Raw genomic sequence first — 23,079 nt, 5'->3', positions numbered from 1 at the left:
TCCTTATTCGTAATTTTTAACTGAACCTCATTGATGACCGAACCTCATTGGTAACTGAACGTCGCTAAGACCGTCTGAGTCGCGTATTCGTAGTCTTCCGGGAAATCAACTTCGACACATGGCAGACCTGTGATATCGACTGCTGTCATGCCGGTCTTGTCAGACATCACATCAAGGGCATGCTCAAAAAACTTCATCTTATTTTCTTCGATGGCTTCCTCGTAGACCGTGTTGCGAAACCGTTCTGCGAATGATCCGGTGAACTTGGCCACGCCGATGAACTCCCCGTAACAGATAGCAGGATCAAGGTGTTTGCCGATTTCAAGGATTTGGTCTCCGTCGACAATGACTTTGACTTCCTCTTCCCGGCATTGCTTGCGGTCGATGGCCAGGTAGCCGCCGCCTTCGTTCGGGACGAGTCGATGCAGAATCTCCTTGTCGAAGACAACATCTGCGTTCAAGTAGTAGAAATCGCCCTCAAAACTGCGCAAAGCCAGTTCAAGGGAAAATAAAGTGTTGGTGGTTGTAAAGTCTTCGTTCACAACATAGGTCACATTCAGCTCTGGGTAGTTCTCGGCGATGTGAGCTTGAATCATCTCTTTCCTGTATCCAACCACCATGACGATGTCTACAATCTCGGCAGATTGAAGTGCTTGAAGCTGCCAGTCGAGGATCGTCTTTGGCCCCATTTGAAGTAAGCACTTTGGTGAATCATTAGTAAGCGGACGAAGTCGAATCGACTGTCCCGCAGCAAGAATGACTGCTGTGTTGGGCTGCAACAAAACCAGCTCCTTAGAGGGTAAGTGATGAACAATATTGCCTTCTTAACGGTCTTCTTAAATGTCTTCCTAAAATAATTCTCTTTCTGAAATTAATTCTCTTTCTTAAATTGTTCTTCTGGCCCGGATTTCTCTTTCTGACTGGAAATTATTTACTGATTATGAACTGAGAGCATATCCATATCATTTAACCAATGCAGTAAAAGGTCGTCAAGCACACAGCGTGCCTCAAAACCGAAGAATCTATGTCCTAAGGACGTTACGGACAGAATGTAAATGTTGACATGGGCCAATTTCCTCTGATATATTAACGCCAACAAAAAACCGCATAGGCGTAATACTCTTATCTAGAGTGGTGGAGGGACTGGCCCGATGAAACCCGGCAACCACCAGACAACATTCGTCTGGAGAGGTGCCAATTCCTGCAGGTTCGACAACATTCAGCGCATGCTTTTTGCACGACGCTTGAACAATCGAACTTGAGAGATGAGGGGAGTCTTGGGTCGACCACCATTTTGTGGCATCGGAACCGCTCCTCTCGGAGCGGTTTTTTGTTTGGTTGAAACACGACCAGGGGTCGTTAAGCAGTCGTACATGTCGTTAAAACACGACCAGCAACACGACAACCGAACACGAACACGACCAAGAGTCGTAGACGAGGAGAGATTACATTGACCGAGAAACAAGGCTTTGAAACCATCACTGAGAAAAAACAAGGCTTTGAAACCATCGCACTGCACGCAGGATTTCGTCACGATCCTTCAACGCATGCAGTCGCCGTCCCCATCTATCAGACTTCTTCATATGCGTTTGACAGCACAGAGCACGCTGCAAACCTCTTTGCTTTGAAAGAATCGGGCAACATTTACACCCGCATTATGAACCCGACGCAGGACGTGTTCGAGCAACGGATCGCCGCTCTCGAAGGTGGTGTCGCAGCCCTCGCAGTCGCCTCCGGTCAGTCAGCCATTACGCTCGCACTACTCAACATCGCTGAGGCTGGCGATCACGTTGTCAGCTCCACAAACCTCTACGGCGGCACGTACAACCTGTTCAACGTCACGCTGCGCCGCATGGGAATTGACATATCTTTCGTGGATCCGCACGATTTTGCGGCCGTCGAAGCCTCTATCAAGGAAAACACCAAGGCCGTCTACATTGAAACTATCGGCAATCCGCGCATCGACGTTGTGGATATCGAAGTTCTTGCAGGAATTGCGCATAAACACGGAGTTCCGCTCGTAATTGATAACACATTTGCTTCGCCGTACCTGTGCCGGCCGATTGAGTTTGGCGCAGACATCGTGATTCACTCGGCAACCAAGTTTATTGGCGGACATGGCACATCCATCGGCGGTGTCATCATCGATTCTGGCAAGTTCAACTGGGATAACGGCAGGTTCCCGAACTTGGTTGAACCTGATGAAAGCTACCACGGTGTTTCCTACGTCCGCGATGTTGGAGCTGCTGCCTACGTGACAAAGGCTCGGGTGCAACTTCTGCGGGATCTCGGTCCGGCTGTCTCACCCTTTAACTCCTTCTTGTTCTTGCAAGGCCTTGACACCCTTGCACTGCGCATGGAGCGTCACAGTCAAAACGCACTGGCTGTTGCACGGTTCCTGCAGGACCACCCGGCTGTCGAGTGGGTGCAGTATCCGGGAATTGAGACAAGCCCGTACTACGACAGAGCGCAAAAGTATCTCCCGAAAGGCCAGGGAGCCATCATGACCTTCGGTATTGCCGGCGGTGTTGCAGCGGGTGCACAGTTTATTGACAGCCTAAAGCTGTTCTTGCACCTGGCGAACGTCGGCGACGCACGAAGCCTCGTCATTCATCCGGCAAGTACGACGCACCAGCAGCTGACCGAAGACGAACAACGTGCAAGCGGCGTATTGCCGAACCTCATTCGGCTGTCGATTGGCCTTGAGACGGTCTCCGATCTCATTGACGACCTCGACCAGGCGTTGAAACAAGCTGTGAAGTGAGCGGGAGTACCGTTAACCACGTCATTCAAGGGGGGGCTGAACGTGCAGATGGCACAGGAACTCGAACCTGATGTATCAGGTACTCTGCAACCGGTCAGGGTGCAGGGCTATGTCACGTACGAACCGTTTTGTCGTGACAAACAACAAGACCACCGGACGTACGCTGAACCGGGCAACCACGAACCAAATGATGCGGAGAGTGCAAATCAACTGCGCCATCATTGTCGCGTCGCCCGGATGCCCCGCTTTCAGTGTGAAACGGGGCAAGTGATTTTCAACCTCGATGTGGTGTATGAGACGTGGGGCGAATTGAATGCTGCAAGAGACAACGCTGTTGTCGTCTGCCACGCGCTGACGGGGGATGCGCATGCTGGCCCGTCAACGCTTGGAGCCGACCCTTCAGATGGCTGGTGGCAAGGGTTGATTGGCCCGGGCAAGGCACTTGATCCGGAAAAGTACTTTGTCATCTGCAGCAATGTCCTCGGTGGGTGCAGCGGCACGACGGGGCCTTCGTCGATTGCTCCGGACGGGATCCACTACGGGCTGCGTTTTCCACTTGTGAGCATCCGGGACATGGTCCGTGCTCAGATTAACCTCATCGACAGCCTTGGAGTGGAAGGCGTAGAGCTGGTCATCGGCGGGTCGCTCGGCGGGATGCAGGTGTGGGAATGGTTGATTGAAGATTGCGATCGCGTGAAAAATGGGATTGTGATGGCCGCGCACGCGGCTTTTCCACCGCTGGCGATTGGATATAACGCTGCGATGCGCAAGGCGATTACGAGCGATCCGGCTTGGCAACAGGGCGATTACTATGGCGGTCAGGCGCCGACAGACGGTTTAGCGCTTGCTCGTACGATTGGCATGCTGACCTATCGAGCTGGCGGGCTCTACGACGTGAAGTTTGAGCGACGCCAAACGTCGACTGGTTTGTCCGACGCAATTGGCGGTGAGGGTGGAATTGGCGGTACGGACGGCACGGGCGGCACGGGCAGGCAAGAGTTTACTCGGCCTGTCTATGAGGTCGAGTCGTACCTGGCCTACAACGGGGAGAAGTTTGTCAAACGGTTTGATGCGAACAGCTATCTATACTTGACAAAGGCAATGGATGGTCACGATATCGGCCGGGCTCGCGGCGGCCTTGATGCAGCCTTGGCAATGATTCAAAGCAAGACCACAGTCGTCGGCATCAACAGTGATTACCTGTATCAGTCGTCCGATCTCGCTCAAACGGTCGCCCGAGCAGAGGAGCTCGGGGCGCCCTTAACCTATCTGGAGCTCGATTCGCCGCATGGCCACGATGCTTTCCTGATTGAATATGACATGTTGAACGCGTTGGTATCGGCCCATTTGGGGAAGGAGTGAGCTCGTGGAAAAACGAGTGCGGATTGGATTGCTTGGATGTGGAGTCGTTGGCGGGGGTGTGGTGGAAGCACTCACGGTGAACAGCAATGCGCTGGTTGAACGTGTCGGTGCTTCATTTGAAGTCACCCGGATTGCGGTGCAGGACCTGAATCGTGAACGTGGGCCTAGAGTGAATCCGGAACTTGTATGCGACGACTGGCGCCAGGTGGTGACGGACCCGAATGTAGATATTGTGGTGGAAGTCATCGGCGGTATTGAACCAGCCAAAAGCGCGATTACGCTCGCACTGCAGTCAGGCAAAGACGTGGTGACTGCGAACAAAGAGCTGATGGCTATCCACGGCGAAACACTGCAGGCGCTTGCGAAGCGGCTGAATCGGGCGTTACTTTGCGAGGGCAGCGTACTTGGCGGGGTACCCGCCATTCACGCGCTGCATACCTATTTTGTCGCGAATCGGATCGGACGAATCCGTGGGATTGTGAACGGCACAAACAACTATATCCTGACGAAGATGACAGAGGCCGGTGAAGGTTTCATCGAAGCCCTGGCTCAGGCGCAGCGATTGGGCTACGCCGAGGCCGATCCGACGATGGATGTCGCCGGCTACGATGCGCTTTACAAACTGCGGATTCTGTCGAGGCTGGCGTTCGATGTGGAGATCGCGTCACACGTTGATTTGACAGGCGTCACTGAGGTTTCCGCCGAAGATATCGAGTATGCGCACGATCTCGGGTGTCGGATCCGTCATATTGTTGAAGCACGTGTTGATGCAGAGACCGGGAGCTTGTCGGCGGCGGTTGGTCCGCAGCTGGTCCCGGCGAACGATCCGCTCTATCACATCTCCGGCGCCGACAACTTCCTCGAGGTGGAGGGGGATATCGTCGGACGGATCGGACTGTCTGGCCCCGGAGCCGGAGCGCTGCCGACGGCAAGTGCCGTGGTCGAGGATGTTGTGAAAGTGGTCAAAGGCAGTGAGTTTCGGCTGCGCCAGTCGCGACAGATTGTCGCACAGTCACTCCGGCACGGAAGTTTCTTGGTCCGGCGACGGTTTGGGTTTGGGCCTGCAGGAAATGAACCAGCTCTCGCCTGGCGATCCGATTTGGGTGCCGCCCAAGTGAAGTACCTCGGCGTGAAGGGTACCAACGCAGAAGCATGGTACGTTCGCGGGTGTGACCTCGGAGCTCTGGAATGCCTGCGCGTCGTCAGCAGCAGTCTAGACGGTGACTTTGCCGTATATCCCGTGTCGGGCGAAGGCATCCTGCGGCCAGCAAACGTTGCCAAAGCGGACGACGTGGGCCTCGCTTTGGCGAAGTAGTGGGAGCAGGAGCGGGCGTGCGGGTGTCAGCATGGGGGCACGGGGGCGCCTGGGCTCGCGTGCGGGAGTGCGGCTGTGGCGGGCGTGGGCATGCCGCCCGGTGGGCGCCTGAGTGGCCGTGTCTGAAGTTATAGGGGAAGTTTCTTCCCTTATCGGGCAGTTTCACTCGTTGGCTCGAAGCACAGAGGAAAAAATGTTCGCTATCGTGCTATTCATGCGGCTGTCAGAGGGATAATGAGGAAACAACGGACGATTCGTCCGTTGTTTTTCACTATTAGAGGGCAAAAGCCTAGATAAGGGAAATTGAGTTCGCTATCGGCAACCTCGCCCCCAACAGCAACCTGGTCGCTATCGGCAACCTCGCCCCCAACAGCAGCCGGCCGCCAAAACAGGCAACCTCGCCCTCTACAGCAGCCGGCCGCCAAAACAGGCAACCTCGCCCTCAACAGCAGACGGTCGGCAAAACCGGCACGTGTACGTTCGTTCGCCGCGTTCAATTCCCGCGTTGCCGCCTCCGTGGTCAGTGTTACGTGGCGTTCAGGCTTACCCGGCGTTATTACCGACGGCGTTGCCCGCTGAGCCGCCGGCTGCATTCCCGACAACATTGTTGCCCGTGATGCCTGAGACTTCCTTGAAGTCGATGTAGCCCGTGCGGCCATCCTTGTTCACGTGAATGTCTGTGGCCTGGTATTCCATCAGCCCGAGTCGAATCAGGTCCGTGGTACTGTAGGTAGTACCACTTGAGTCCTGCTTCACCGTTTGGCCGGCTGTAAACACATGTACCAGAGTCTGTCGATTGTAGACGTTGACCACGTACTCTCCGCTGGCCTTCCTCGCAAGGACCCACGCTTCACCACTGCCTGTCGGCATCTTCATATAAGCCGCAACGCGTATCCCTTGGGATGTAGTGATCACGGTGTCCGGTGTCGGGGCATAGGGAATCGAGCGGTGTTTCATAATGAAAAACGCTGCCACAATCAATATGGTGAAGACCCATCCATATCTTCTCACACTAATTCCTCCGATGTGCGTTCCCTTTGCTCTACTCAGTCCCAATGGGGTGACCCCCAATGGGGTGACCCCCGAGGGTGCGACTTGTGACTCCGCTACTTCACCTGAATATCAATGGACTCAATATACGCCTTCTTGGTTGGCATGCTTTGCTCGCCCGAGTTGGGGTTCGTGACAACAGGGATCGCCGCGATTTTCTGTACGACGCTCATTCCGCTGATGACTTTGCCAAATTCGGTGTAATTCGGTTGCAACCCTTTGCTGTCAGGTCCAGTGCAAATAAAGAACTGACTGCCATTCGTGTTTGGCCCTGCATTCGCCATTGCAACGATTCCGGGTGCATAAGGGTACTTCGGAGGCAGCTCGTCGTTAAAGGTGTAGCCGGGCCCTCCGGTGCCTGTATTCGTCGGGTCGCCCGTCTGAATCATGAAGGACTGGATAATCCGGAAGAACTGATTGTTGTCATAGTAGTTGTGCTTCGCTAGGAATACAAAGTTGTTTACCGTATGTGGAGCGGCATTTGCGAACAATTGAATCGTGAAGTTACCATAGTTTGTATGTACCACCGCGTCGTATTGCTTGCTCGTATTAATCTGCATCGCCGGTGGGGAACTCCATTGCAACTGTGCTGGCTGCGATCCGGTTGTGTTTCCCGGCTGGTTCGATGCACCGCACCCTGCAAGTGTAACGACTGCGCCTAGGCCTACAGCTGCCAGAGCCAGTTGACTGCTTTTCATGATGCTTCTCAAGGTTGTTTCCTCCTTGCTAGATGGTAAGTCTCCGTAAGTTCCAGTGTCACCTCTCCAAACAGCTCATAGGCGTCCCTGTGGGCGGTCGTAACGCTGCCATCGAGGGCAACGAGCTCATCTGTCAATATCGCGTGGTTGAATGCGTCAGGAAATGCCTGTACCACGTCGGAATCCACCGCAGTGTGCAGCCCGCCCAAAAGCCCAGCTGCACCAACGATTGCAGCGCCCGATCCGATGCAAGCGATGGCTCCGCCAGATACGTCATACTGTCTAAGGAAGCGCATTAAGCTAGGATCGCGCGTGTCTTGCTCCGTGATGGTCCCACCTGCGACAACGAGCAGTCCGAAGTCCCCAGGGAAGGTGTTGTACACGTCTCCATCAGGAACCAGCCGTACACCGCCGTCCGTACAAACAGTTTGTCCACCGATGGTCAATGTTCTCATTGACCATCCACGTTCTGTGAGCAGGCGTTGGAGTGTTGCCACTTGCCAGATTTCACAGTTCGGGAGAGCGAGAAACGCCGCCTTCATACCCTGACCCGCCTCACTTACACCATGTATCGAGTTAACTAGTCCCAATGTACCAAACCTCGGCTGTGGATCCAATCCCTGCACAAGTACTGACACATTGTCATTTTGCAAACATTTATGTATTATAGATGTAACCGCTTACGACCTGCTGGCTAGTTTCTCTGAGTCACATAAGCATAGTATGGAGAGACTACAGCCAATCGACGAGATGACGACAAATGCCGCGAGACAGTGAACGCGCAAACTTGGGAACATTCGAATTACCCGGTAAACCGGGCCGGAGGTGGATACGAATGGTGGAAAGTGCAGTAGACGCACGCAATCTAGTTGCGATGCTGGAGACGACGGTTGAGCAGTTTGGAGACAAAGTTGCACTCATGAATCCGAATCAGTCCGGCGAATATGATACGTGGACGTATCAGCGCATGTGGTTGGACATTCAGTCCATCTCACTGCACCTAAAGGACCTTGGCGTAGAGAGCGGAGACCGAATCGGTCTGTTAGCAGAGGGGCGAGCCTGGTGGCCCTTATGTGATTTTGGCATTCTTAGCCGCGGCGCATGTACGGTGCCGATTTACCCCAGCATCCCTCCTCAACAGATTGAACATATCGTCCGAGATTCAGGAATGAAGGGTTTGTTTCTTCAGAATATCGCCCAGTTGCAAAAGTTGTTGCAGATACCGCGAGAAGAAATCCCACTGTTGCGGTTTGTCGTTTTGCTCGACACATCCGACACTGATCTAAACCAGGACACCATTTCAGCCGCCAAGGAATTATACGACTTCTATCGATTTCCCACATGGACCGCAGCACTGACCCGAAAGCAGAACGCCGCGTGGTGTGAAGGATGGTCGAATATTGAAGAAGAGCACTTGGCGACCATCGTGTACACCTCCGGCACCACCGGTTTACCGAAAGGTGTCATGCTGACTCACGGCAATCTGCTTGCCAATGTCCGTGGGATTCGACAGGTGTTCGAAATCCGTTCCACGGATCGGGCATTGTCCTATCTTCCTTTGTCGCATATCTTTGAACGGACCGCCGGGCAGTTCGTGATTCTGAGCGCAGGCGGAACTATCGCATATGCCAGAGGATTTTCCCAAATCACAGAGGACTTTTTGCGCATGCCACCGACCCTTTTTACGACCGTGCCGCGACTGCTCGAGAAGGTGCAGGAGATTGCATATAAGAAGGTCGATAGTGGTCCAGCTTGGCGACGTCGCCTGTTTGAAAACGCTGTAGAACTTGGGATGAAGGTTCGGGTATCCAAGGAGGCTGCGCCATCGTTCAAGCTCGGCATGTATGACAAGCTGGTCTTCAGCCAGATTCAGGGAGCTCTTGGCGGTCGTTTACGTGCTGTCATCTCTGGCGGAGCACCGCTTCCGAAGTACGTGGGTGAGTTCTTCACAGCTGCCGGAATTTCGGTTTGCGAGGGTTACGGCATGACGGAGACATCTCCGGTTGTGTGTGTAAACCCGCCAGGCGCAGTGCACCTGGGCACCGCAGGGAAAATTCTGCCCAATGTTGACGTTCGCACCGACGAGGAAGGCGAAGTACAGGTCAGAGGCCCGAGTATCTCATCCGGCTACTTCAACAATGAATCCGCCACAAAGGATCTGTTTACAGACGATGGCTGGCTACATACGGGAGACATCGGTGAAGTCACTTCGGACGGATATCTCAGGATAACGGATCGCAAGAAGAACCTGATTGTCCTGTCGACGGGCAAAAAGGTCACCCCTGCACCGATTGAAGGAGACATCCTGAAAAGTCGATTCATTGATCAAGCCTTGATGGTGGGCCAGGCCTACAAGTTCGTATCTCTGATTGTGGTGCCGAACGAACAGGAAATCTCCAGTTGGTACAAGAGTCACGGCAAGGAGTTGCCTGCAAAGGGGCAATGGAGGAGTGATCCGGAACTGAATGAACTTTTAATGAACGAGGTCCGGCGTCAAACCGAAGGCTATGCAGAATTTGAGCGGCCAAAAAAGCTGTTGATCTTATCCGATCCGTTCACGGTCGAGAATGGGTTCCTGACACCAACGCTGAAAATCAAAGCCAGAGCTGTCCTGGATCGGTACGAAAGTGAGATTGAGGCGATGTACCTTCCCGTTAGAGGGCAAGTGGGCTAAAATGCCGGATTGCGTGCCGGAAAGACGCCGACGGCTTCAGACCCGTCGGTTCACACGAAAGACGATAACACCGAGGAAAGTAAAAGAACGCGTCGGGTCTCCGACGCGTTCCTTCGTTTCAGTGCGCTAAGTTCTACAGTGTTCTACATTGCTCTACAGTGTTCTACATTGCTGGCCTACAAGATGGCATGCCATACGCCATTTTCCCGCACTTCTCTACGCACCCCATTTCACGCGGACTTCACTGTTCTCAGTCAGTTACTTGCCAATCATCCGCAGAAACTCTTGGCGAAGTGCAACATCGTCCTTATATCTGCCGGAGGCGGCGATGGTCGTCGTTCGCGATCCGGGCTTTTTCACACCTCGTGCACACATACAGGTGTGTTCTGCTTCGACAAGAGCGATGACGCCCTCAGGTTCGAGTGCGGTGGTGACGGCGTTAACAATCTGGCTCGTCATCCGTTCCTGCACCTGCAATCGCTGACTGACTGTCTCGACAAGCCGCGCCAGTTTACTGAGGCCGACAATGCGCTTCCCCGGGAGGTAGCCGACGTGCGCTTTCCCGAAAAACGGCACCATGTGATGCTCACACAAACTGTAAAAGGTGATGTCAGATACAATCACAGGCCCGTCTGACGTCTCTTCAAAGGTGGTGTTGAGGACACTGACCGGATCGACATTCAAACCGCTAAGCATTTCTTCAAACATTTTTGCGACGCGATCCGGTGTGTCAAGCAAACCTTCACGGTCCGGGTTTTCTCCGAGCAACTCAAGAATTTTTCGGACATGGTACGCGACATTCACCCGCTCCTGGTTCGGTTGGGATGCCTGTCCGGGATCTGTATTGGATGAAGTAAGAGATTGTTCGTTAATCATGACTGGCCTCCTCTCCTCGAACGGCAATCGACCTGATATGGGACATATGCCATGATTCAGGCATTGCGTGGGAACCATTGTCTCATTATAGTAGTCCTAGAAAGAACTCCGCAAGACAAGGAAAGAATCATCAGCCATACTTTCCTTCAAACACCACTGTCTGCTAACCCTCTTGGTCACGAGCATGTTTCGGGAGTGTCATCTATGAATATGCAACAGGCGCCGTACGACGCTTCAGCCACAAAAAATCCACTGCTAAAAGGACTCAATCCGGAGCAGAAGAATGCGGTCCTGACGACGGAAGGCCCGTTGTTGGTCGTTGCCGGGGCGGGGAGTGGAAAGACGAGTGTCTTGACGCGACGGATCGCATTCTTGATTCAGGTGCGTTCTGTGCCCGTTCATGAGATCCTTGCGATTACATTTACGAATAAAGCCGCCAGAGAAATGAAGGAGCGCATCAAGCAACTGATTGGCAGAGCTGCAGACGATCTGTGGATGGGTACCTTTCACAGCATCTGCGTAAAAATCTTGAGGCGTGAGGCGGAGAGGATTGGCTACAAGCCGAGCTTTACTATCCTCGATGGCGATGACCAACGCACAGCTGTTCAGCAGGCGATGCTCGACTTAAACTACGACTTGAAAAAGTTTGACGTGTACCAGATTCACGCAACCATCTCGCGTTGGAAGAATGAGGGCGGGTTGGCAACCATCAAGAAGAACGGATCGAAAAAAGGCAAACTCACAAAAGAATCGCTTCAGGACGAGGTTGCGCTCGATGTGTTTGAGGTCTATCAGAAGCGGCTGTTTGCGGCAAACTCGATGGATTTCGACGATCTCATTGGGAACACCGTGCAACTGTTCGAGCAGCACGCCGATGTCCTTCAGAAATACCAGGATAAGTTCCGCTACATACACGTTGATGAGTACCAGGATACAAACCATGCCCAGTATCGTCTCGTTCAGTTGTTGGCTGGTAAACATCAAAATATCTGTGTCGTCGGGGACTCTGACCAGGCCATCTACGCTTGGCGCGGAGCAGACATCAGCAACATCTTGAATTTCGAGAAAGACTACCGGGATTGTCAGGTGATTACGCTCGAAACGAACTATCGTTCGACGCAGATGATCCTCGAGACCGCGAACGCGGTGATACGCAACAACGTCCGCCGAAAAGATAAGAACCTGCGGTCAGTACGAGGGCAGGGGAATAAGATCATCGTGTGTACGGTGACAGATTCCAGCGATGAGGCAAAATACGTTGCAGAACAAATTGAGACGCACGTCAATAACGGAGGCGGGTTTGGCGACTGCGCTGTCCTCTATCGTGCCAACGCACAATCCCGTGCATTAGAAGAGGCATTCATGCAGCGCGCCATTCCGTACACGATTGTAGGCGGGTTGACCTTCTATGACAGGCGGGAGATCAAGGACGTTTTCTCCTATTTACGGGTTTTGGCAAACCCTCAGGACGAAATTGCACTTCTCCGGATCATCAACACACCAAAACGCGGCCTCGGTGGGCAAACCGTTGACAAACTGCTTGAGTTTGCACACTCGAATGAAATGGGGCTGCTTGACGCGCTAGGGCACGGCGTCGAGGCGGGTCTCACAGAAAAGACGGCTGCTTCAGCCAAGACCTTTCACGATGTCATGCACGAAGTGATGATGTGGATGGAAGGAATGACGGTGACTGAGATCCTTGGTGAGCTGCTGCATGCGACAGGGTATCGAGCCATGTACGCTGAGAGTCACAAAAAGGATGACCAGCAAAGACTTGAGAATATCGATGAACTGTTCAGTGTGACGCAGTCTTTTGACCGCCGGAGACACGGTACATTGCTCGAGTTTCTGGCTGAGGTGTCGCTGTTAAGTGAGGTCGACAAGGAAAAAGGCAAGCCGGAGCAAGCTGTCCGACTGATGACCCTCCATGCTAGCAAGGGACTTGAGTTTCCCGTCGTGTTTTTGGTCGGGATGGAGGACGGTGTGTTTCCACACTCGCGGTCCATTGATGACGAAGAAGGCCTCGAGGAGGAACGCAACCTCTGCTATGTCGGCATCACCAGGGCGAAAGACACCCTGCACTTAACACACTGTACAGAGCGAACCCTGTATGGGCAGGTGATGATGCGGGAGCCATCACGCTTTCTGTCTGAACTGCCGGAGACGCATATTGAGCGGTTGTCGCTCACGAACGACGAAATCTACAACTGGGGTCCGGGAGACAGGATTCGTCACCCTCAATACGGAGAAGGCATTGTCCTTGAAACGAAACTTGTTGCCGTAAAGACAAAGGCCGACAAAGCGAAGTCCGGAACCACGGACGAACCAAGCAAGTCCAAAAAAACCAAGGCTGCCTCAAAGTCAGGCAAAAAGTCAGATACATCGGCGAGCGAGGAAATTACATCTCCGGATCCGGTAGTGTCCACAACGGAGGAGACGTCACAACCGGAGCCGGAAAAGCTCGAGCCACAGTTGGTCGTCATGTTTCATCCCTCCGTTGGAATGAAGACAATTCCGAAGCGCCACGCGCGACCGGTGTCGGCTGATTAAATCGGATGATGCAGGCAGATATCAAAAGATGCTACAATGTTGGCTACATGGGGATGTCCGTGAATACGTATCAGGGGGCAGATGCAGTTGCGTTGGTGGATTTCGATTATTGTCATTGTGGTCCTGGCGGGCCTTTACACATGGCTGTATCTCTACACGAGAAAACGCCAGAAGCAATTTGATGCGCAGTACAACGCTGCAAAGGAACGGCATGAAGTCTTTGTGTTAAACAAGAAAGTGACCCGTGAGAGTGCGCAAAACAAATGGATGCGTTTTGCAAAGTTTAAGAACTACCATGTCGTAGGCCGGGTGACTGTATCGCAAAAAGTCAAAGGCGTTCAGATGAGTCGAATGCAAACGGTTAACTTCCATACGACCAAGACCGAGTTCGACAAGATTCAGGTGAATCATAAGTATAAGATGGATATCGCGGGAAATTATATCGGCTTCGTGAACGCTCCGATTGCAAGTTCGAAAAGCAAGGCAGCCGGCAAAAATGCACCGGCCAAGTCAAAAGGATTTTTCGGCAGGTTTTCTCGCAACGACAAAGCGAAAAACTCAAAGTAGGCAGTTTTCAGTTCCACTTGGCCTGGCAGCGTACGGCAGCGTACACGCCGGGTCTTTTTATGCCTGGGTTCGGCATGGTTGATGCCGAAGCCCGCTTGATTGCCTCCAAGTTGGAGCAAGTTTCGCGCCCAAAGGCTGGGCTTGATTCAATCAACCGAACAATGACATTCGCCCGGATAGACGCATATGTTGTGGGTGACGCAATGCATTACGAAGGAGGTTCACTTCATATGCCTGCCAAGTCCGGCAAAGTCGTCCGCAAGCGGCGCAGCACAAGAAAACCTGGTCCTGTATCGAAAGCTCGCACGTCTTCACGGTCAAAAGCACAGCCGAAAAACCAGGGAACAAAAACAGTAAAGACGGCTTCTCTGTCCTTTCGGCCAAGAATTCCTGCCGACGACCCATACATTCTCAATCTCACAGAGGGTGAGCTCGGGCAGGTTCACAGTGAGTCGTTTGGCGAGCCGTTTCCCCGGGAACAGTTCCTGGGCTATCTGCAATCGGGTGCCCCAACCGTGATCGTTGAACGTGGAGGAAAACCCATTGGCTATTACTCCTATTTGGTGGCGCCAGATGGGAAAATGCATGTGAGCGCGCTTGTCATTGACCCGAGCCACCAGTCCGACGGCATAGGAACGCACGTCATGCAACACTTGGAAGAGGACGCCAAGAAACAGCGGGTTCACACACTTGAAGTGTTTGTACAGCAGAACAACAAACGAAGTCTTGCATTTACAAAGAAGTTAGGCTTTACCGAAGTGTACCAGCTCCCGCCAAACTCCATTTGTTTCCAGAAGGTGATAGCTGGGACAAATGGAACATCGGTCGCTGTCGGAAGGTTCCCGACAGATGATTTGCAAGCCTGGTAGATGCTCGGCACGAGCTGATACATCCCCTGGCAACTGTGGGGTTTTTCCTTGCCTCGCCTCCTCCAACGTGGAGGGGGCTGTTTTTGTTTGGGCTTCGGTTCCGAGCGACTTTCTGGGTGGGTGTGTTTTGACGACCTCACCAAAAGCGGATACGGACGGCCCTTTTACGGCCGCCCGCTCCCAGAAACAGATAACTAGTCGGTGACCCTGTTTTCCGTGAATAGCAGCGAGATGCAGTACAGCCCTGCTAAGCCTACGATGACATAGACGATGCGGCTCACGAGGGAAGCTTGTCCACCAAATAATGAAGCCACAAGATCAAATCTGAACAAGCCTACGAGCAGCCAGTTAATGGCACCGATGATGACAATCGTCAACGCCGTTTTACTCATAATGCACCCTCCTTTCACGCACAGTATTTACTCCTATGCGCAGGGGCATCCAGAGACTTTTTTACATCTCAGACGGTATGCTTCGATTGTCAAGATTTGTCTTTTCAGTCGTGCGCGTATCACTCTCTCCAGCAGACCTTTGTATTTGTGATTCTTTGGTCTCACGTATCGACCCCTTCAAAACCTCGAGTTGTTGACTGAGCTGAGTTTGAACGTCATTCAGTTGCATTTGGATTGCTTGGAGCTGGCTTAATTGTTGTTTCGTCGATCGCAGTTCCTGTAATACCTCTTGAATAGAGGCATGTTGCTTCGGTAAAACACGTGACTGTGGACGTAATGGTCGTGCTGCCGACCGTACGTTGGCTCTCTTTTTAGCTTGATTTGCCAATCGATGCACACCTTTTTTGACCGTGTTCCCATGCACTGCCGTCCGATTTTGAACCGTTGTGCGACGTGCACGGACCCTGCCTAAACCACCAGCTGCACGTCCTGAAGATGCTCCAGAGGCAGACGAACTCCTCTTTGTCATCCGGCGGGCTGACGGCATTTGACGAGCCTCGCGCAGCATCATTTGGTCAGACGATGCGAAACCACTACTTTGTGTTTCTAGATCGGATGAACTATGCGCCGTGGGCTCATGAGACTGAGCGCGCGTTTTTGCTTCCTGATATGCACGAACCAACATCGGTATATATTTCCATCGTTCTAATCGGGCCACTTGTGATGCATCCTCTCCGGCCTCAGGTTGTTACTGTATCGTATGGGTGTTACACGCAGATGGGCATGGCATTCGCCCGTTTTTTAGCGGCTGTTTCGTCTCACTTTTGCTTTGGCATGGGTTGTTGCGGCGGATGTCTCTTGCAGGGTTCATAGATGTGTCGTATTCTTGAAGGTGGAGGGATGACGTTATGACGACCGAGCAAAACATAGAGTCTCGAATTCAAGAAGCGCTTGAGCAAATTCGCGAGGCCATTCAACAGGATGGCGGCGACGTGGAATTTGTTTCTTATGATGATTTTTCCAAGACGGCGTTTGTCGCCCTCACTGGCAGCTGTGTTGGTTGTCCGGCAAGTGTCATGACCCTGAAGATGGGTGTGGAGCGCGCGGTCCGAATGGCAGTTCCTGAGGTGCAAGCTGTCGAAGCCTATTAATAACGCGACGATATGATGCAAGATAAAGGAATACGCTACGCGGTGCAGGGGATGCACCGCGTTTTGTTCTCTTTTAGGGTCATGAAGAATGTTTTTCGATCGATTCGATTAGGATGAACAGTAGGGGATTTGAAGGAGGAGACGGTCACGGACGCACGTGTTGTGAATCACAACCTGGTCGTCACGCCTGGCCACCATCAAACGAGCTTGTCCATTTCCGAGTGGTTGGAGCAAGAGCTCTTGCTGCCGCACGGGTTCGTGACGCGTTTGTTTGATGAAGGGCTGGTTCGTGTCGGCGGTCAAGCTGTATCTCGTGAAACTGTGCTCTCCGCACGGACAAAAATTTGGTTGATGAACACAACAGCAACCCACTACAATGCTTCAACACCTGCAGGGATAGGGGACAGCCGTATCGACGTCCTTTACGAAGATGATCATGTCTTGGTCGTGGACAAGCCGGCCGGGTTGCTTGTCCATTCCGATGGCACTGAGGTGAAAGATACCCTCATTGACCGAGTGCGTCAGTATCTTGGCACCTATGACGAAGATCATGACGTCACACATGTACATCGACTCGACAGGGACACAACGGGGTGCATTCTGTTTGCCAAGCATCCTTTTGCAGCCAGGGCGCTCGATGCCATGATGACGGTACGACAAATCCGCAGAGAGTACCTGGCGGTTGTATTCGGGAAGAGTCTGCCAAAGCGCGGAACTTGGAATTTGCCGATTGGGCGAGACCGGCATCGATCCGGTGCATACATCGTTTCCCGAACGGGAAAGCCAGCCGTGACGAACTTTGAGCGACATTGGCACCAGGAGTTTAGGGAACTCGCACAAGGGTCTACCATACATAATGTGCTGTCTGTCATCACCTGTACGTTGGCTACAGGCCGCACGCATCAGATTCGTGTGCATGTGTCTGCCGCCGGTTGCCCGATTGTAGGAGACGCGCTTTACGGAGGTGCCTCCAAAGGGCAGGGGTGGTCTTGGGCAGGTCTTGGCCAAGCATTACACGCTCGTCGGATGGAGTTTGTTCACCCATATACGAAAGAACAAATTGTGGTTGAGGCACCGTTGCCAAAGCCGATGTCGGCGATGCTGAAAGAACTCGGTTGTGCGGATACATATCTCAAAGCAGACGGTTGAACCCGGTCATGTGGAAGCGAGGTGGGATGGTGGAGAGAGCAGAAGCTGGTATCAAGCGGACGTTTCGCTTTCTATGGCTTCTTACAACTTCTACGGTAAATCATGATATTGCTTCGCTTGCGGCTGTCATTGCATTCTACGCCTTTTTTTCCTTGTTTCCACTGCTGTTGTTGGCAATCTACGCATTGTCTGTTGCTCTGCCGCACGCCGTCACAGAAAACTATCTGATGGACCTTTTGAGTCCGTACTTTCCTGCGATGAACGATGCCCGTGATATTATCTCGCAGAACATTGGTCAGTTGTCGAGCGGAGGGAATGTTGGGCTTGTCAGCGGCGTGACCTTGGCATGGTCTGCGAGCAGTGGTTTTATCGCATTACAGCAAGCGCTCGATACCATCTTCTGCACCGAACAACAGCGGTCGTTTGTTGCCCGCCGTGTCATTGCATTTCTGATGTTGATCATCTTACTCGTGCTCACCCTCGGCTCTGCACTCGTGTTATGGCTGTCACCCGTCATTACAGCGAGCCCGGTCTTGCAGCATGGGTTGCTCCGATGGTTCGGGTTTGTGCACGGGCTGTCACGGGTCATTTTCCCGCTCTCACTGGTCACCGGTTTTATCGTTTGCTTTCGTTACCTGCCATCAAGGCGGATTGATTGGGTGTTTTTGTTTCCAGGTGCGATTGTCTCGACATTGGCGCTGGACCTCGGACGGGAGGTTTTTGTTTGGTACGTCACGCATATTAGTCGCTACCACATGATCTACGGTGGACTCACGACCGTCATGTTGTTGGTGTTGTGGATGTACGTTGGGAGTATTTTGGTACTGTTCGGCGCAGAGGTGTCTGCGACGCTTGAGAGTGTGGTGGAGAGCCAAGCGAATGAAACATAGCATCACTTTAGCGGTATGGTACAAAATGGCTCATTTCGGGTCTTGAAGTCCATCGCTTCTCTTGTCAATATGGTGTCATGCCTAATCAATCATTTAACCCGCGATCACTTGTCCAGAAATGGAATTGGAACTCAATCAAGAGCAGCAACGAGTCGCTCAGTATTTGGAACGGCAGTTTTGCCACTGTCAGCCTAAGTATTGTAAACGGCTACGTGGCTATGTATCTGCTCGACGCGTTGCATGCTACCGACAGTGAAATGGGTCTGTTAAATTCTCTTCCGTCACTCGTCAATCTGTTTGCAATGTTGTTTGCAGCCATCACGATTGGGCGAGCGCGAAGCAAGCGTATTTTTTGCTCCGTATCGACGTCGATATCGCGCAGCATCTTTATCTTGATTGCGATCCTGCCTTGGTTGGCAGTTTCACACCCGGCACTCTGGGTTGTCTGGTTTGTCGCTTTGATTCGCGTGCCCCAGTCTTTCGGCGATCTCTCCTGGCAGGCGTTCATCAGCGACCTGATTCCTCCAGAGCGACGCTCCCCGTTTTTCAGTGAACGAAATCGGATTACGACCATTGTTGGTTTGTTCGCGACACTATTATCCGGACTATTATTGCAACAGTTTGATAAACATCTGAAATGGCCGTATCAGATCGCGTTTTTAACGACAGCCGCGTTTTCCGTCGCTGAGGTCTGGTTCCTCATGATGCACCATGAGCGCATTGCTCCGCCAAAACGGGCGGTACCGCTGTTGGTGAAGGGAATTCGACGGTTCCGAACAGACACGCTGCGCCGCGTTTTGGCCGACAAGCAGTTCTTAATCGTCGGCGGAGGGCTTTTGTTTTTCAACTTTGGCTGGCAGTTGGCGTGGCCACTCTTCAACATCTACCAAATTTCCGAGGCTCATGCTCCTGCACTTTGGCTGGGCCTGTTCACTGTTGCCAATCAGTTGGTACAGATTTTAACGTATCGCTGGTGGGGACGCATGGCGGATCGGTTCGGGAATGGACGGATGATGGCCTTCGCTGCCGTCGGGATGGCGCTTACACCTGCCTTGACTATCCTCTCCCCAAACATGTGGTACTTGTTTCTCATCAACTTTGTCACTGGGATCCCCAACGCAGGGACAACACTCTTGTTATTCACATATCTGCTCGAGGTTTGCCCTGAGGCAGAGCGAACAACCTACATTGCGTACTACAATGTGGCTTTGTCGGTCATTGGTTTTATGGCTCCGGAGATTGGGATATGGTTCCTCGGGCACTGGGGGATGACTGCAGGGATGCTCATTTCAACCGGTCTGCGGTTGGTTGCAGGCGGCGTCTTCTGGGTGACAAGTGCCATGATCAAAAGGCGGACACCTTGGTCGACGAGTTCATCCGTGCAGATTTAGACCGCCGAGTCTGGCGACTTCGCCTTGTCGACTCCATTGCGTCGACACCCCTTCTCATGAAGGCTGTCTGCATAAACGTGTCTGAATGAACACTGTCTGATGCGAAGCAGTGTTACGGGGACACACCGAGGACGCCGCTACTGGACGCAGCAGTGGCTGATGCACGAAATGAACGGCGACTCGTATGTCCTTTGCTTACGAACTGTGGGCTGTTTGGACGAGGATTGTGGGTTCTACAGAAACGGCTACATTTCCGCGAATAGCACAGGAAACCATACAGGTGTGTTCTGCGTGTGCGGCGAGAACCCGAAGTTCTGCCTCATCTGCGGGGTGTTCAAGCAGAATGGCCGGTCGGTGGACGATGGAATCAAAACGTAATCCACCGTCGTTGATGACGTGGCCTTCAGAGTTGAGTTCGATGGATGTGAATGCAACTTCACGGTTTACCAAAAGCGTCTTGAGGGTGATGAGGTAACAACCGGCTGCCGCCGACAGCAGCAGTTCTTCCGGAGATGTGGATTGGGTTGAATCATCAAGCATGGTTGCAAGATGGTCTATATGTAATGATTCCGTCTGCAAGGAATAGCTGCCGTGTTCGCTGTTTTGATAGGTGCCGACGGCGCGTAGATAGACTGATGTATGATCGGGCATATAACCTACCTCCTCAAAGAAGTCGAAACATTAATTTTATTCTACATATACTTTCTGTTTGGCGCTAGACCTTTTGCGCGCCTTTCGGTACGATGCAGTCTGAAGGAATTTAAAATGGGCCTGTCCGTGTAAGCTATCCATGACAGATTGAGTGCAAATTTGCCGCAATTTTGGATGTTGGAGGGTTTTCATGTTGGACCAAATTCGAATTGAAGGCATGGTATTTTACGGATACCACGGTGTGTTCGCAGAGGAGAAGAAGCTTGGGTCGCGCTTTACGGTCGATCTTGAATTGTATCTTGACCTTGCACCTGCAGCGGCTTCCGATTCAGTACTCGACACCGTTGACTACGGTGCAGCGTATGAAGTTGTGCGCACAATCGTTGAGGGTACCCCTGCAAATCTGATAGAGACTGTCGCTGGGCGAATCTGTGATGCCCTGTTCAAGCAGTTCTCACAGCTCAATCGTATCGTAGTCGAGGTTTCCAAGCCGAGTGCCCCCGTACCTGGTATCTTCCAGCGTGTCAGTACGCGGTTTGACCGGTCGAGAACAAACGTTGAGGACTAGACAGGACCTCAACCGTCGGGGGCCGGTGGTCATGTGTCGCCGTGCCCCATGTCTTTCAGGGCCCGTGGCTCTGTTGCGCAGTCGTGCGGGGCGGGCGCCCCGCCGACGCCTTACGGCTTGACCATCATCAGATAGGCGATAATCCCAAGTAAAACAACAGCAATGATACTCACGCACCAATTGTTCGTACGCAGTCGTTTCAGTTCGTCGTGCGCGTATAGCTTCTTACTGTCGGCAATTTTTCGGAGATACCCGGTCAGGGCAAACCGAATGCTGATGAACACCAGCAGGTAGAGAGCCAATGACACAATCATCCATGTTTGCCGCAATAGCTGCCAACTGCTGAAATAGATAAGGAATGCCCCTGTAATCCAGAGAATCCAGTCAGCGGTTCGTTCAAAGGGTCGGTATTTGGCAAGGAACGACTTGACCGCTTCCACGCTCTTTAGTCTTGGAATGGCAAAGAACAAGGAAAACTTGGACAGCACTGCTGTCACATGCACGACAATCAAAGGCACGAGTATGGTCGGCACGGTTGGCTCCCTCTCTTAACGAATCTTGCGGTACAGCACGCAGGCGCCGAAGTACATCCAAGTGGTTGGTCCGGAGTCAAGTACGAGGCGTCGGGTAGGTCTTACATCCGGTTGTCGCTTGACCTTTCCATCTGACAAGTACATTCCGAGCAGTCCGCGTACAACCTCACGGTGAATACGCGGGCGCGGAATCAGGGACTCCACATGGCCGAGACTCTGTTCCACGAACCACTTAATTCGCGCGCGCGCGTAATCCTTCTGAGGATAACATTGCACGAAATTGTAGTCACCTGCAACGTCATCTTCATCCAGATCGATGAGGTAATCGAGAAGGATATGCAGACCGCCAATCCACGGAAAATAGGCTTGAAACATCTTTTCTGCCGTTAACTCATCTACGTCTTCAGTGGCTGCAAGGAACATCGCAAACATCCCGAGTGTTGACCCTGAAGCAGCCGCAAACTCCCACCAGTGAATGTCCGGATAGGTTTTCTCGTATGGAGTCGACCATGCCATGAGGGTGGCTGTCCGTTCACTCGGTTCAATGTGCTTGTGTACCTGCAGCTCACAGTACCGCTCAACCAACCACTCAACGTATGGCCTCACACTGGCGTAGCCCCGGAGTTGTCGGACTTCTTCCTGACAGGTGCTGACGAGTGTATCAAGATACGCGCCGTCGCTCGGATTTCCGCGCAGAGCGTAGTACTGCGAATGCGCTGCTTCAGGACGGACGGCTTCCCGCATCGCATTGTGAAGACAATCAAAATCGGCCCCGTCTAATGACTCGCAGCGGTCACAGAGGTTATCGAGGTAATCACTGATGGTCTGCAGGGCTACAATCAGCCGAACCAACGAGTCTGTGAACAGTGGGTTCACTGCTGCGTACACGCAGCCTCCATCGGCATGAAACCGTTTGGATTGCAGACTCGCGAGAGCCTGGGTGCGCAGTGTCTCATCCGGTATTTCGTTCGCCAGGCTTGTCCAGCGTTCAATCTCTTGTCGAGCAATCGGGAGCACATCGCGAAACAATCTGACCAAGAACTGTGCGGGTGTCTTAGGGCTGTCGGTCAGTAGTTGCACCTCCTGGTCGTTACATGGATCGAATAATGACATGACTCCAGTCAGACAATCCTGTCAGAACGAATATCATACGCTTAGTATAGGAGAATATGTAGACCGGCATGCGGGTTCTCCGCGTGCCGAGTTTGCTTTTCCTTATTTCATTAACATTTGGCCAATCTGACCTGCAACGCCAAGGAGTTTCTTTGCATTTTGGCCGTTCAGCAGTTTGCTTAAGTCAGCCCCGGAAGCAACTGGAGCTGCGGGTTTTGGCTCTGGCGCGAAGGGAATGGGGGCTTCTGGCTTTTTCGCAGGTGCGCTCGCCGGCTTCGGTGCCCCAGCTTGTGACTGCGGGGGAGGCATCACACCAATCAATCCACGCCGTCGCGCTCCCTTGTGCACCATGGAAAACAGTTCCCGAACGTGGTCGTCCTGGGCCACGCTGAAGGCCAACGACCCAACTTTTAAAACCGTATCCAATTGCACTTGAGTCACCTCCAACCGTATCTCTCTGCTGTAGTTTATGACAGGGAGCGGTCGGATGGTGAGACAAGTGTCATAGGCGTAGGC

The 23,079-nt window shown here is 52.7% G+C and carries 23 protein-coding genes and 1 riboswitch; of the genes, 12 read left to right on the top strand and 11 right to left on the bottom strand.

The window, feature by feature from the left end; translation table 11 throughout:
• Window positions 1-44: 44 nt before the first annotated feature.
• Window positions 45-779 carry a phosphocholine cytidylyltransferase family protein gene (locus AN477_RS12930; RefSeq protein ID WP_054969581.1) on the bottom strand — a complete coding sequence of 245 codons (735 nt, stop codon included), beginning with the start codon at window positions 777-779 and terminating at the stop codon, window positions 45-47.
• A gap of 340 nt (window positions 780-1,119) precedes the next feature.
• Window positions 1,120-1,272: riboswitch (SAM riboswitch) on the top strand.
• A 205-nt stretch (window positions 1,273-1,477) separates the two neighbouring features.
• Between AN477_RS12930 and AN477_RS12925 the strand changes: the two genes are divergently transcribed.
• Genes AN477_RS12925 through AN477_RS12915 form a run of 3 tightly spaced genes read left to right on the top strand, consistent with a single transcriptional unit; the run spans window position 1,478 to window position 5,441 of the window.
• Window positions 1,478-2,764: a homocysteine synthase gene (locus AN477_RS12925; RefSeq protein WP_054969613.1), complete on the top strand. Its 1,287-nt coding sequence runs from the start codon at window positions 1,478-1,480 to the stop codon at window positions 2,762-2,764.
• Between the two features lie 48 nt (window positions 2,765-2,812).
• Entirely contained in the window at window positions 2,813-4,126 is a 1,314-nt protein-coding gene (gene metX / locus AN477_RS12920; protein ID WP_083486266.1) for a homoserine O-acetyltransferase MetX, read from the top strand.
• A gap of 4 nt (window positions 4,127-4,130) precedes the next feature.
• Entirely contained in the window at window positions 4,131-5,441 is a 1,311-nt protein-coding gene (locus AN477_RS12915; protein WP_054969579.1) for a homoserine dehydrogenase, read from the top strand.
• Window positions 5,442-5,984: 543 nt separating this feature from the next.
• On the opposite strand, the gene AN477_RS12905 is transcribed toward AN477_RS12915, so the two are convergent.
• From AN477_RS12905 to AN477_RS12895, 3 genes are read right to left on the bottom strand one after another with little or no spacing between them, the layout of a single operon-like run.
• On the bottom strand, window positions 5,985-6,497 hold the full coding sequence (locus AN477_RS12905; RefSeq protein ID WP_054969577.1) for a hypothetical protein: 513 nt from the start codon (window positions 6,495-6,497) through the stop codon (window positions 5,985-5,987).
• Window positions 6,498-6,547: 50 nt separating this feature from the next.
• Entirely contained in the window at window positions 6,548-7,189 is a 642-nt protein-coding gene (locus tag AN477_RS12900; protein WP_054969612.1) for a peptidylprolyl isomerase, read from the bottom strand.
• Between the two features lie 8 nt (window positions 7,190-7,197).
• Window positions 7,198-7,731, bottom strand: coding sequence for a DJ-1/PfpI family protein (locus AN477_RS12895; protein WP_054969576.1), 534 nt, complete (start codon window positions 7,729-7,731; stop codon window positions 7,198-7,200).
• Between the two features lie 293 nt (window positions 7,732-8,024).
• Here AN477_RS12895 and AN477_RS12890 point away from each other — a divergent pair, with 293 nt between their 5' ends.
• Window positions 8,025-9,863 carry an AMP-dependent synthetase/ligase gene (locus tag AN477_RS12890; protein ID WP_054969575.1) on the top strand — a complete coding sequence of 613 codons (1,839 nt, stop codon included), beginning with the start codon at window positions 8,025-8,027 and terminating at the stop codon, window positions 9,861-9,863.
• Between the two features lie 258 nt (window positions 9,864-10,121).
• On the opposite strand, the gene folE is transcribed toward AN477_RS12890, so the two are convergent.
• A complete protein-coding gene (gene folE, locus AN477_RS12885; protein WP_054969574.1) occupies window positions 10,122-10,739 on the bottom strand; it encodes a GTP cyclohydrolase I FolE in 618 nt (205 codons plus the stop codon).
• Between the two features lie 204 nt (window positions 10,740-10,943).
• Here folE and AN477_RS12880 point away from each other — a divergent pair, with 204 nt between their 5' ends.
• From AN477_RS12880 to AN477_RS12870, 3 genes are all read left to right on the top strand, one after another.
• Window positions 10,944-13,289: an ATP-dependent helicase gene (locus AN477_RS12880; protein WP_245631816.1), complete on the top strand. Its 2,346-nt coding sequence runs from the start codon at window positions 10,944-10,946 to the stop codon at window positions 13,287-13,289.
• Between the two features lie 87 nt (window positions 13,290-13,376).
• A complete protein-coding gene (locus AN477_RS12875) occupies window positions 13,377-13,856 on the top strand; it encodes a hypothetical protein (protein WP_054969573.1) in 480 nt (159 codons plus the stop codon).
• Between the two features lie 230 nt (window positions 13,857-14,086).
• The gene (locus tag AN477_RS12870; RefSeq protein ID WP_083486264.1) at window positions 14,087-14,725 is read left to right on the top strand and encodes a GNAT family N-acetyltransferase; all 639 of its coding nucleotides are present in this window, start codon (window positions 14,087-14,089) and stop codon (window positions 14,723-14,725) included.
• 194 nt (window positions 14,726-14,919) lie between these two features.
• Here the strand turns inward: AN477_RS12870 and AN477_RS12865 are convergent, their stop codons facing one another.
• Both AN477_RS12865 and AN477_RS12860 read right to left on the bottom strand, forming a co-directional pair.
• Complete coding sequence (locus AN477_RS12865) at window positions 14,920-15,117, bottom strand: DUF378 domain-containing protein (protein WP_054969571.1); 198 nt, start codon at window positions 15,115-15,117, stop codon at window positions 14,920-14,922.
• Window positions 15,118-15,178: 61 nt separating this feature from the next.
• Window positions 15,179-15,835, bottom strand: a complete 657-nt coding sequence (locus AN477_RS12860) for a hypothetical protein (RefSeq protein ID WP_157061949.1) — start codon at window positions 15,833-15,835, stop codon at window positions 15,179-15,181.
• Window positions 15,836-16,025: 190 nt separating this feature from the next.
• On the opposite strand from AN477_RS12860, the gene AN477_RS12855 reads away from it, so the two are divergent.
• From AN477_RS12855 to AN477_RS12840, 4 genes are all read left to right on the top strand, one after another.
• On the top strand, window positions 16,026-16,268 hold the full coding sequence (locus AN477_RS12855) for a NifU family protein (protein WP_054969569.1): 243 nt from the start codon (window positions 16,026-16,028) through the stop codon (window positions 16,266-16,268).
• 129 nt (window positions 16,269-16,397) lie between these two features.
• Window positions 16,398-17,417, top strand: coding sequence for an RluA family pseudouridine synthase (locus AN477_RS12850; RefSeq protein WP_054969568.1), 1,020 nt, complete (start codon window positions 16,398-16,400; stop codon window positions 17,415-17,417).
• 29 nt (window positions 17,418-17,446) lie between these two features.
• On the top strand, window positions 17,447-18,307 hold the full coding sequence (locus AN477_RS12845; protein ID WP_169787888.1) for a YihY/virulence factor BrkB family protein: 861 nt from the start codon (window positions 17,447-17,449) through the stop codon (window positions 18,305-18,307).
• A gap of 77 nt (window positions 18,308-18,384) precedes the next feature.
• Complete coding sequence (locus AN477_RS12840; protein WP_054969566.1) at window positions 18,385-19,698, top strand: MFS transporter; 1,314 nt, start codon at window positions 18,385-18,387, stop codon at window positions 19,696-19,698.
• Window positions 19,699-19,893: 195 nt separating this feature from the next.
• On the opposite strand, the gene AN477_RS12835 is transcribed toward AN477_RS12840, so the two are convergent.
• The gene (locus AN477_RS12835) at window positions 19,894-20,349 is read right to left on the bottom strand and encodes an OsmC family protein (RefSeq protein ID WP_054969565.1); all 456 of its coding nucleotides are present in this window, start codon (window positions 20,347-20,349) and stop codon (window positions 19,894-19,896) included.
• A 190-nt stretch (window positions 20,350-20,539) separates the two neighbouring features.
• Between AN477_RS12835 and folB the strand changes: the two genes are divergently transcribed.
• Entirely contained in the window at window positions 20,540-20,917 is a 378-nt protein-coding gene (gene folB / locus AN477_RS12830) for a dihydroneopterin aldolase (RefSeq protein WP_342668558.1), read from the top strand.
• A gap of 110 nt (window positions 20,918-21,027) precedes the next feature.
• On the opposite strand, the gene AN477_RS12825 is transcribed toward folB, so the two are convergent.
• The 3 genes from AN477_RS12825 to AN477_RS12815 all read right to left on the bottom strand — a co-directional run bounded on the left by AN477_RS12825 (window position 21,028) and on the right by AN477_RS12815 (window position 22,995).
• Complete coding sequence (locus tag AN477_RS12825; RefSeq protein WP_054969564.1) at window positions 21,028-21,450, bottom strand: DUF2269 family protein; 423 nt, start codon at window positions 21,448-21,450, stop codon at window positions 21,028-21,030.
• A 15-nt stretch (window positions 21,451-21,465) separates the two neighbouring features.
• On the bottom strand, window positions 21,466-22,563 hold the full coding sequence (locus AN477_RS12820) for a tetraprenyl-beta-curcumene synthase family protein (protein ID WP_054969563.1): 1,098 nt from the start codon (window positions 22,561-22,563) through the stop codon (window positions 21,466-21,468).
• 102 nt (window positions 22,564-22,665) lie between these two features.
• The gene (locus AN477_RS12815; RefSeq protein WP_054969562.1) at window positions 22,666-22,995 is read right to left on the bottom strand and encodes a hypothetical protein; all 330 of its coding nucleotides are present in this window, start codon (window positions 22,993-22,995) and stop codon (window positions 22,666-22,668) included.
• Window positions 22,996-23,079 lie beyond the last annotated feature (84 nt).

The organism is Paenalicyclobacillus ferrooxydans, assembly GCF_001399675.1.
GTDB lineage: Bacteria > Bacillota > Bacilli > Alicyclobacillales > Alicyclobacillaceae > Alicyclobacillus_B > Alicyclobacillus_B ferrooxydans.
The sequence above is the reverse complement of the archived record's forward strand: the minus strand, read 5'-3'. Positions and strand labels throughout refer to the sequence as shown.

Bases quoted from the DNA above. Each gene is read 5' to 3' on its own strand.
- metX (WP_083486266.1), top strand. From the start codon at position 2,813: ATGGCACAGGAACTCGAACCTGATGTATCAGGTACTCTGCAACCGGTC.
- AN477_RS12840 (WP_054969566.1), top strand. From the start codon at position 18,385: ATGCCTAATCAATCATTTAACCCGCGATCACTTGTCCAGAAATGGAAT.
- folB (WP_342668558.1), top strand. From the start codon at position 20,540: ATGTTGGACCAAATTCGAATTGAAGGCATGGTATTTTACGGATACCAC.
- AN477_RS12900 (WP_054969612.1), bottom strand. From the start codon at position 7,189: ATGAAAAGCAGTCAACTGGCTCTGGCAGCTGTAGGCCTAGGCGCAGTC.
- AN477_RS12890 (WP_054969575.1), top strand. From the start codon at position 8,025: ATGGTGGAAAGTGCAGTAGACGCACGCAATCTAGTTGCGATGCTGGAG.
- AN477_RS12895 (WP_054969576.1), bottom strand. From the start codon at position 7,731: ATGAAGGCGGCGTTTCTCGCTCTCCCGAACTGTGAAATCTGGCAAGTG.
- folE (WP_054969574.1), bottom strand. From the start codon at position 10,739: ATGATTAACGAACAATCTCTTACTTCATCCAATACAGATCCCGGACAG.
- AN477_RS12865 (WP_054969571.1), bottom strand. From the start codon at position 15,117: ATGAGTAAAACGGCGTTGACGATTGTCATCATCGGTGCCATTAACTGG.
- AN477_RS12835 (WP_054969565.1), bottom strand. From the start codon at position 20,349: ATGCCCGATCATACATCAGTCTATCTACGCGCCGTCGGCACCTATCAA.
- AN477_RS12820 (WP_054969563.1), bottom strand. From the start codon at position 22,563: ATGTCATTATTCGATCCATGTAACGACCAGGAGGTGCAACTACTGACC.
- AN477_RS12870 (WP_083486264.1), top strand. From the start codon at position 14,087: ATGCCTGCCAAGTCCGGCAAAGTCGTCCGCAAGCGGCGCAGCACAAGA.
- AN477_RS12855 (WP_054969569.1), top strand. From the start codon at position 16,026: ATGACGACCGAGCAAAACATAGAGTCTCGAATTCAAGAAGCGCTTGAG.
- AN477_RS12880 (WP_245631816.1), top strand. From the start codon at position 10,944: ATGAATATGCAACAGGCGCCGTACGACGCTTCAGCCACAAAAAATCCA.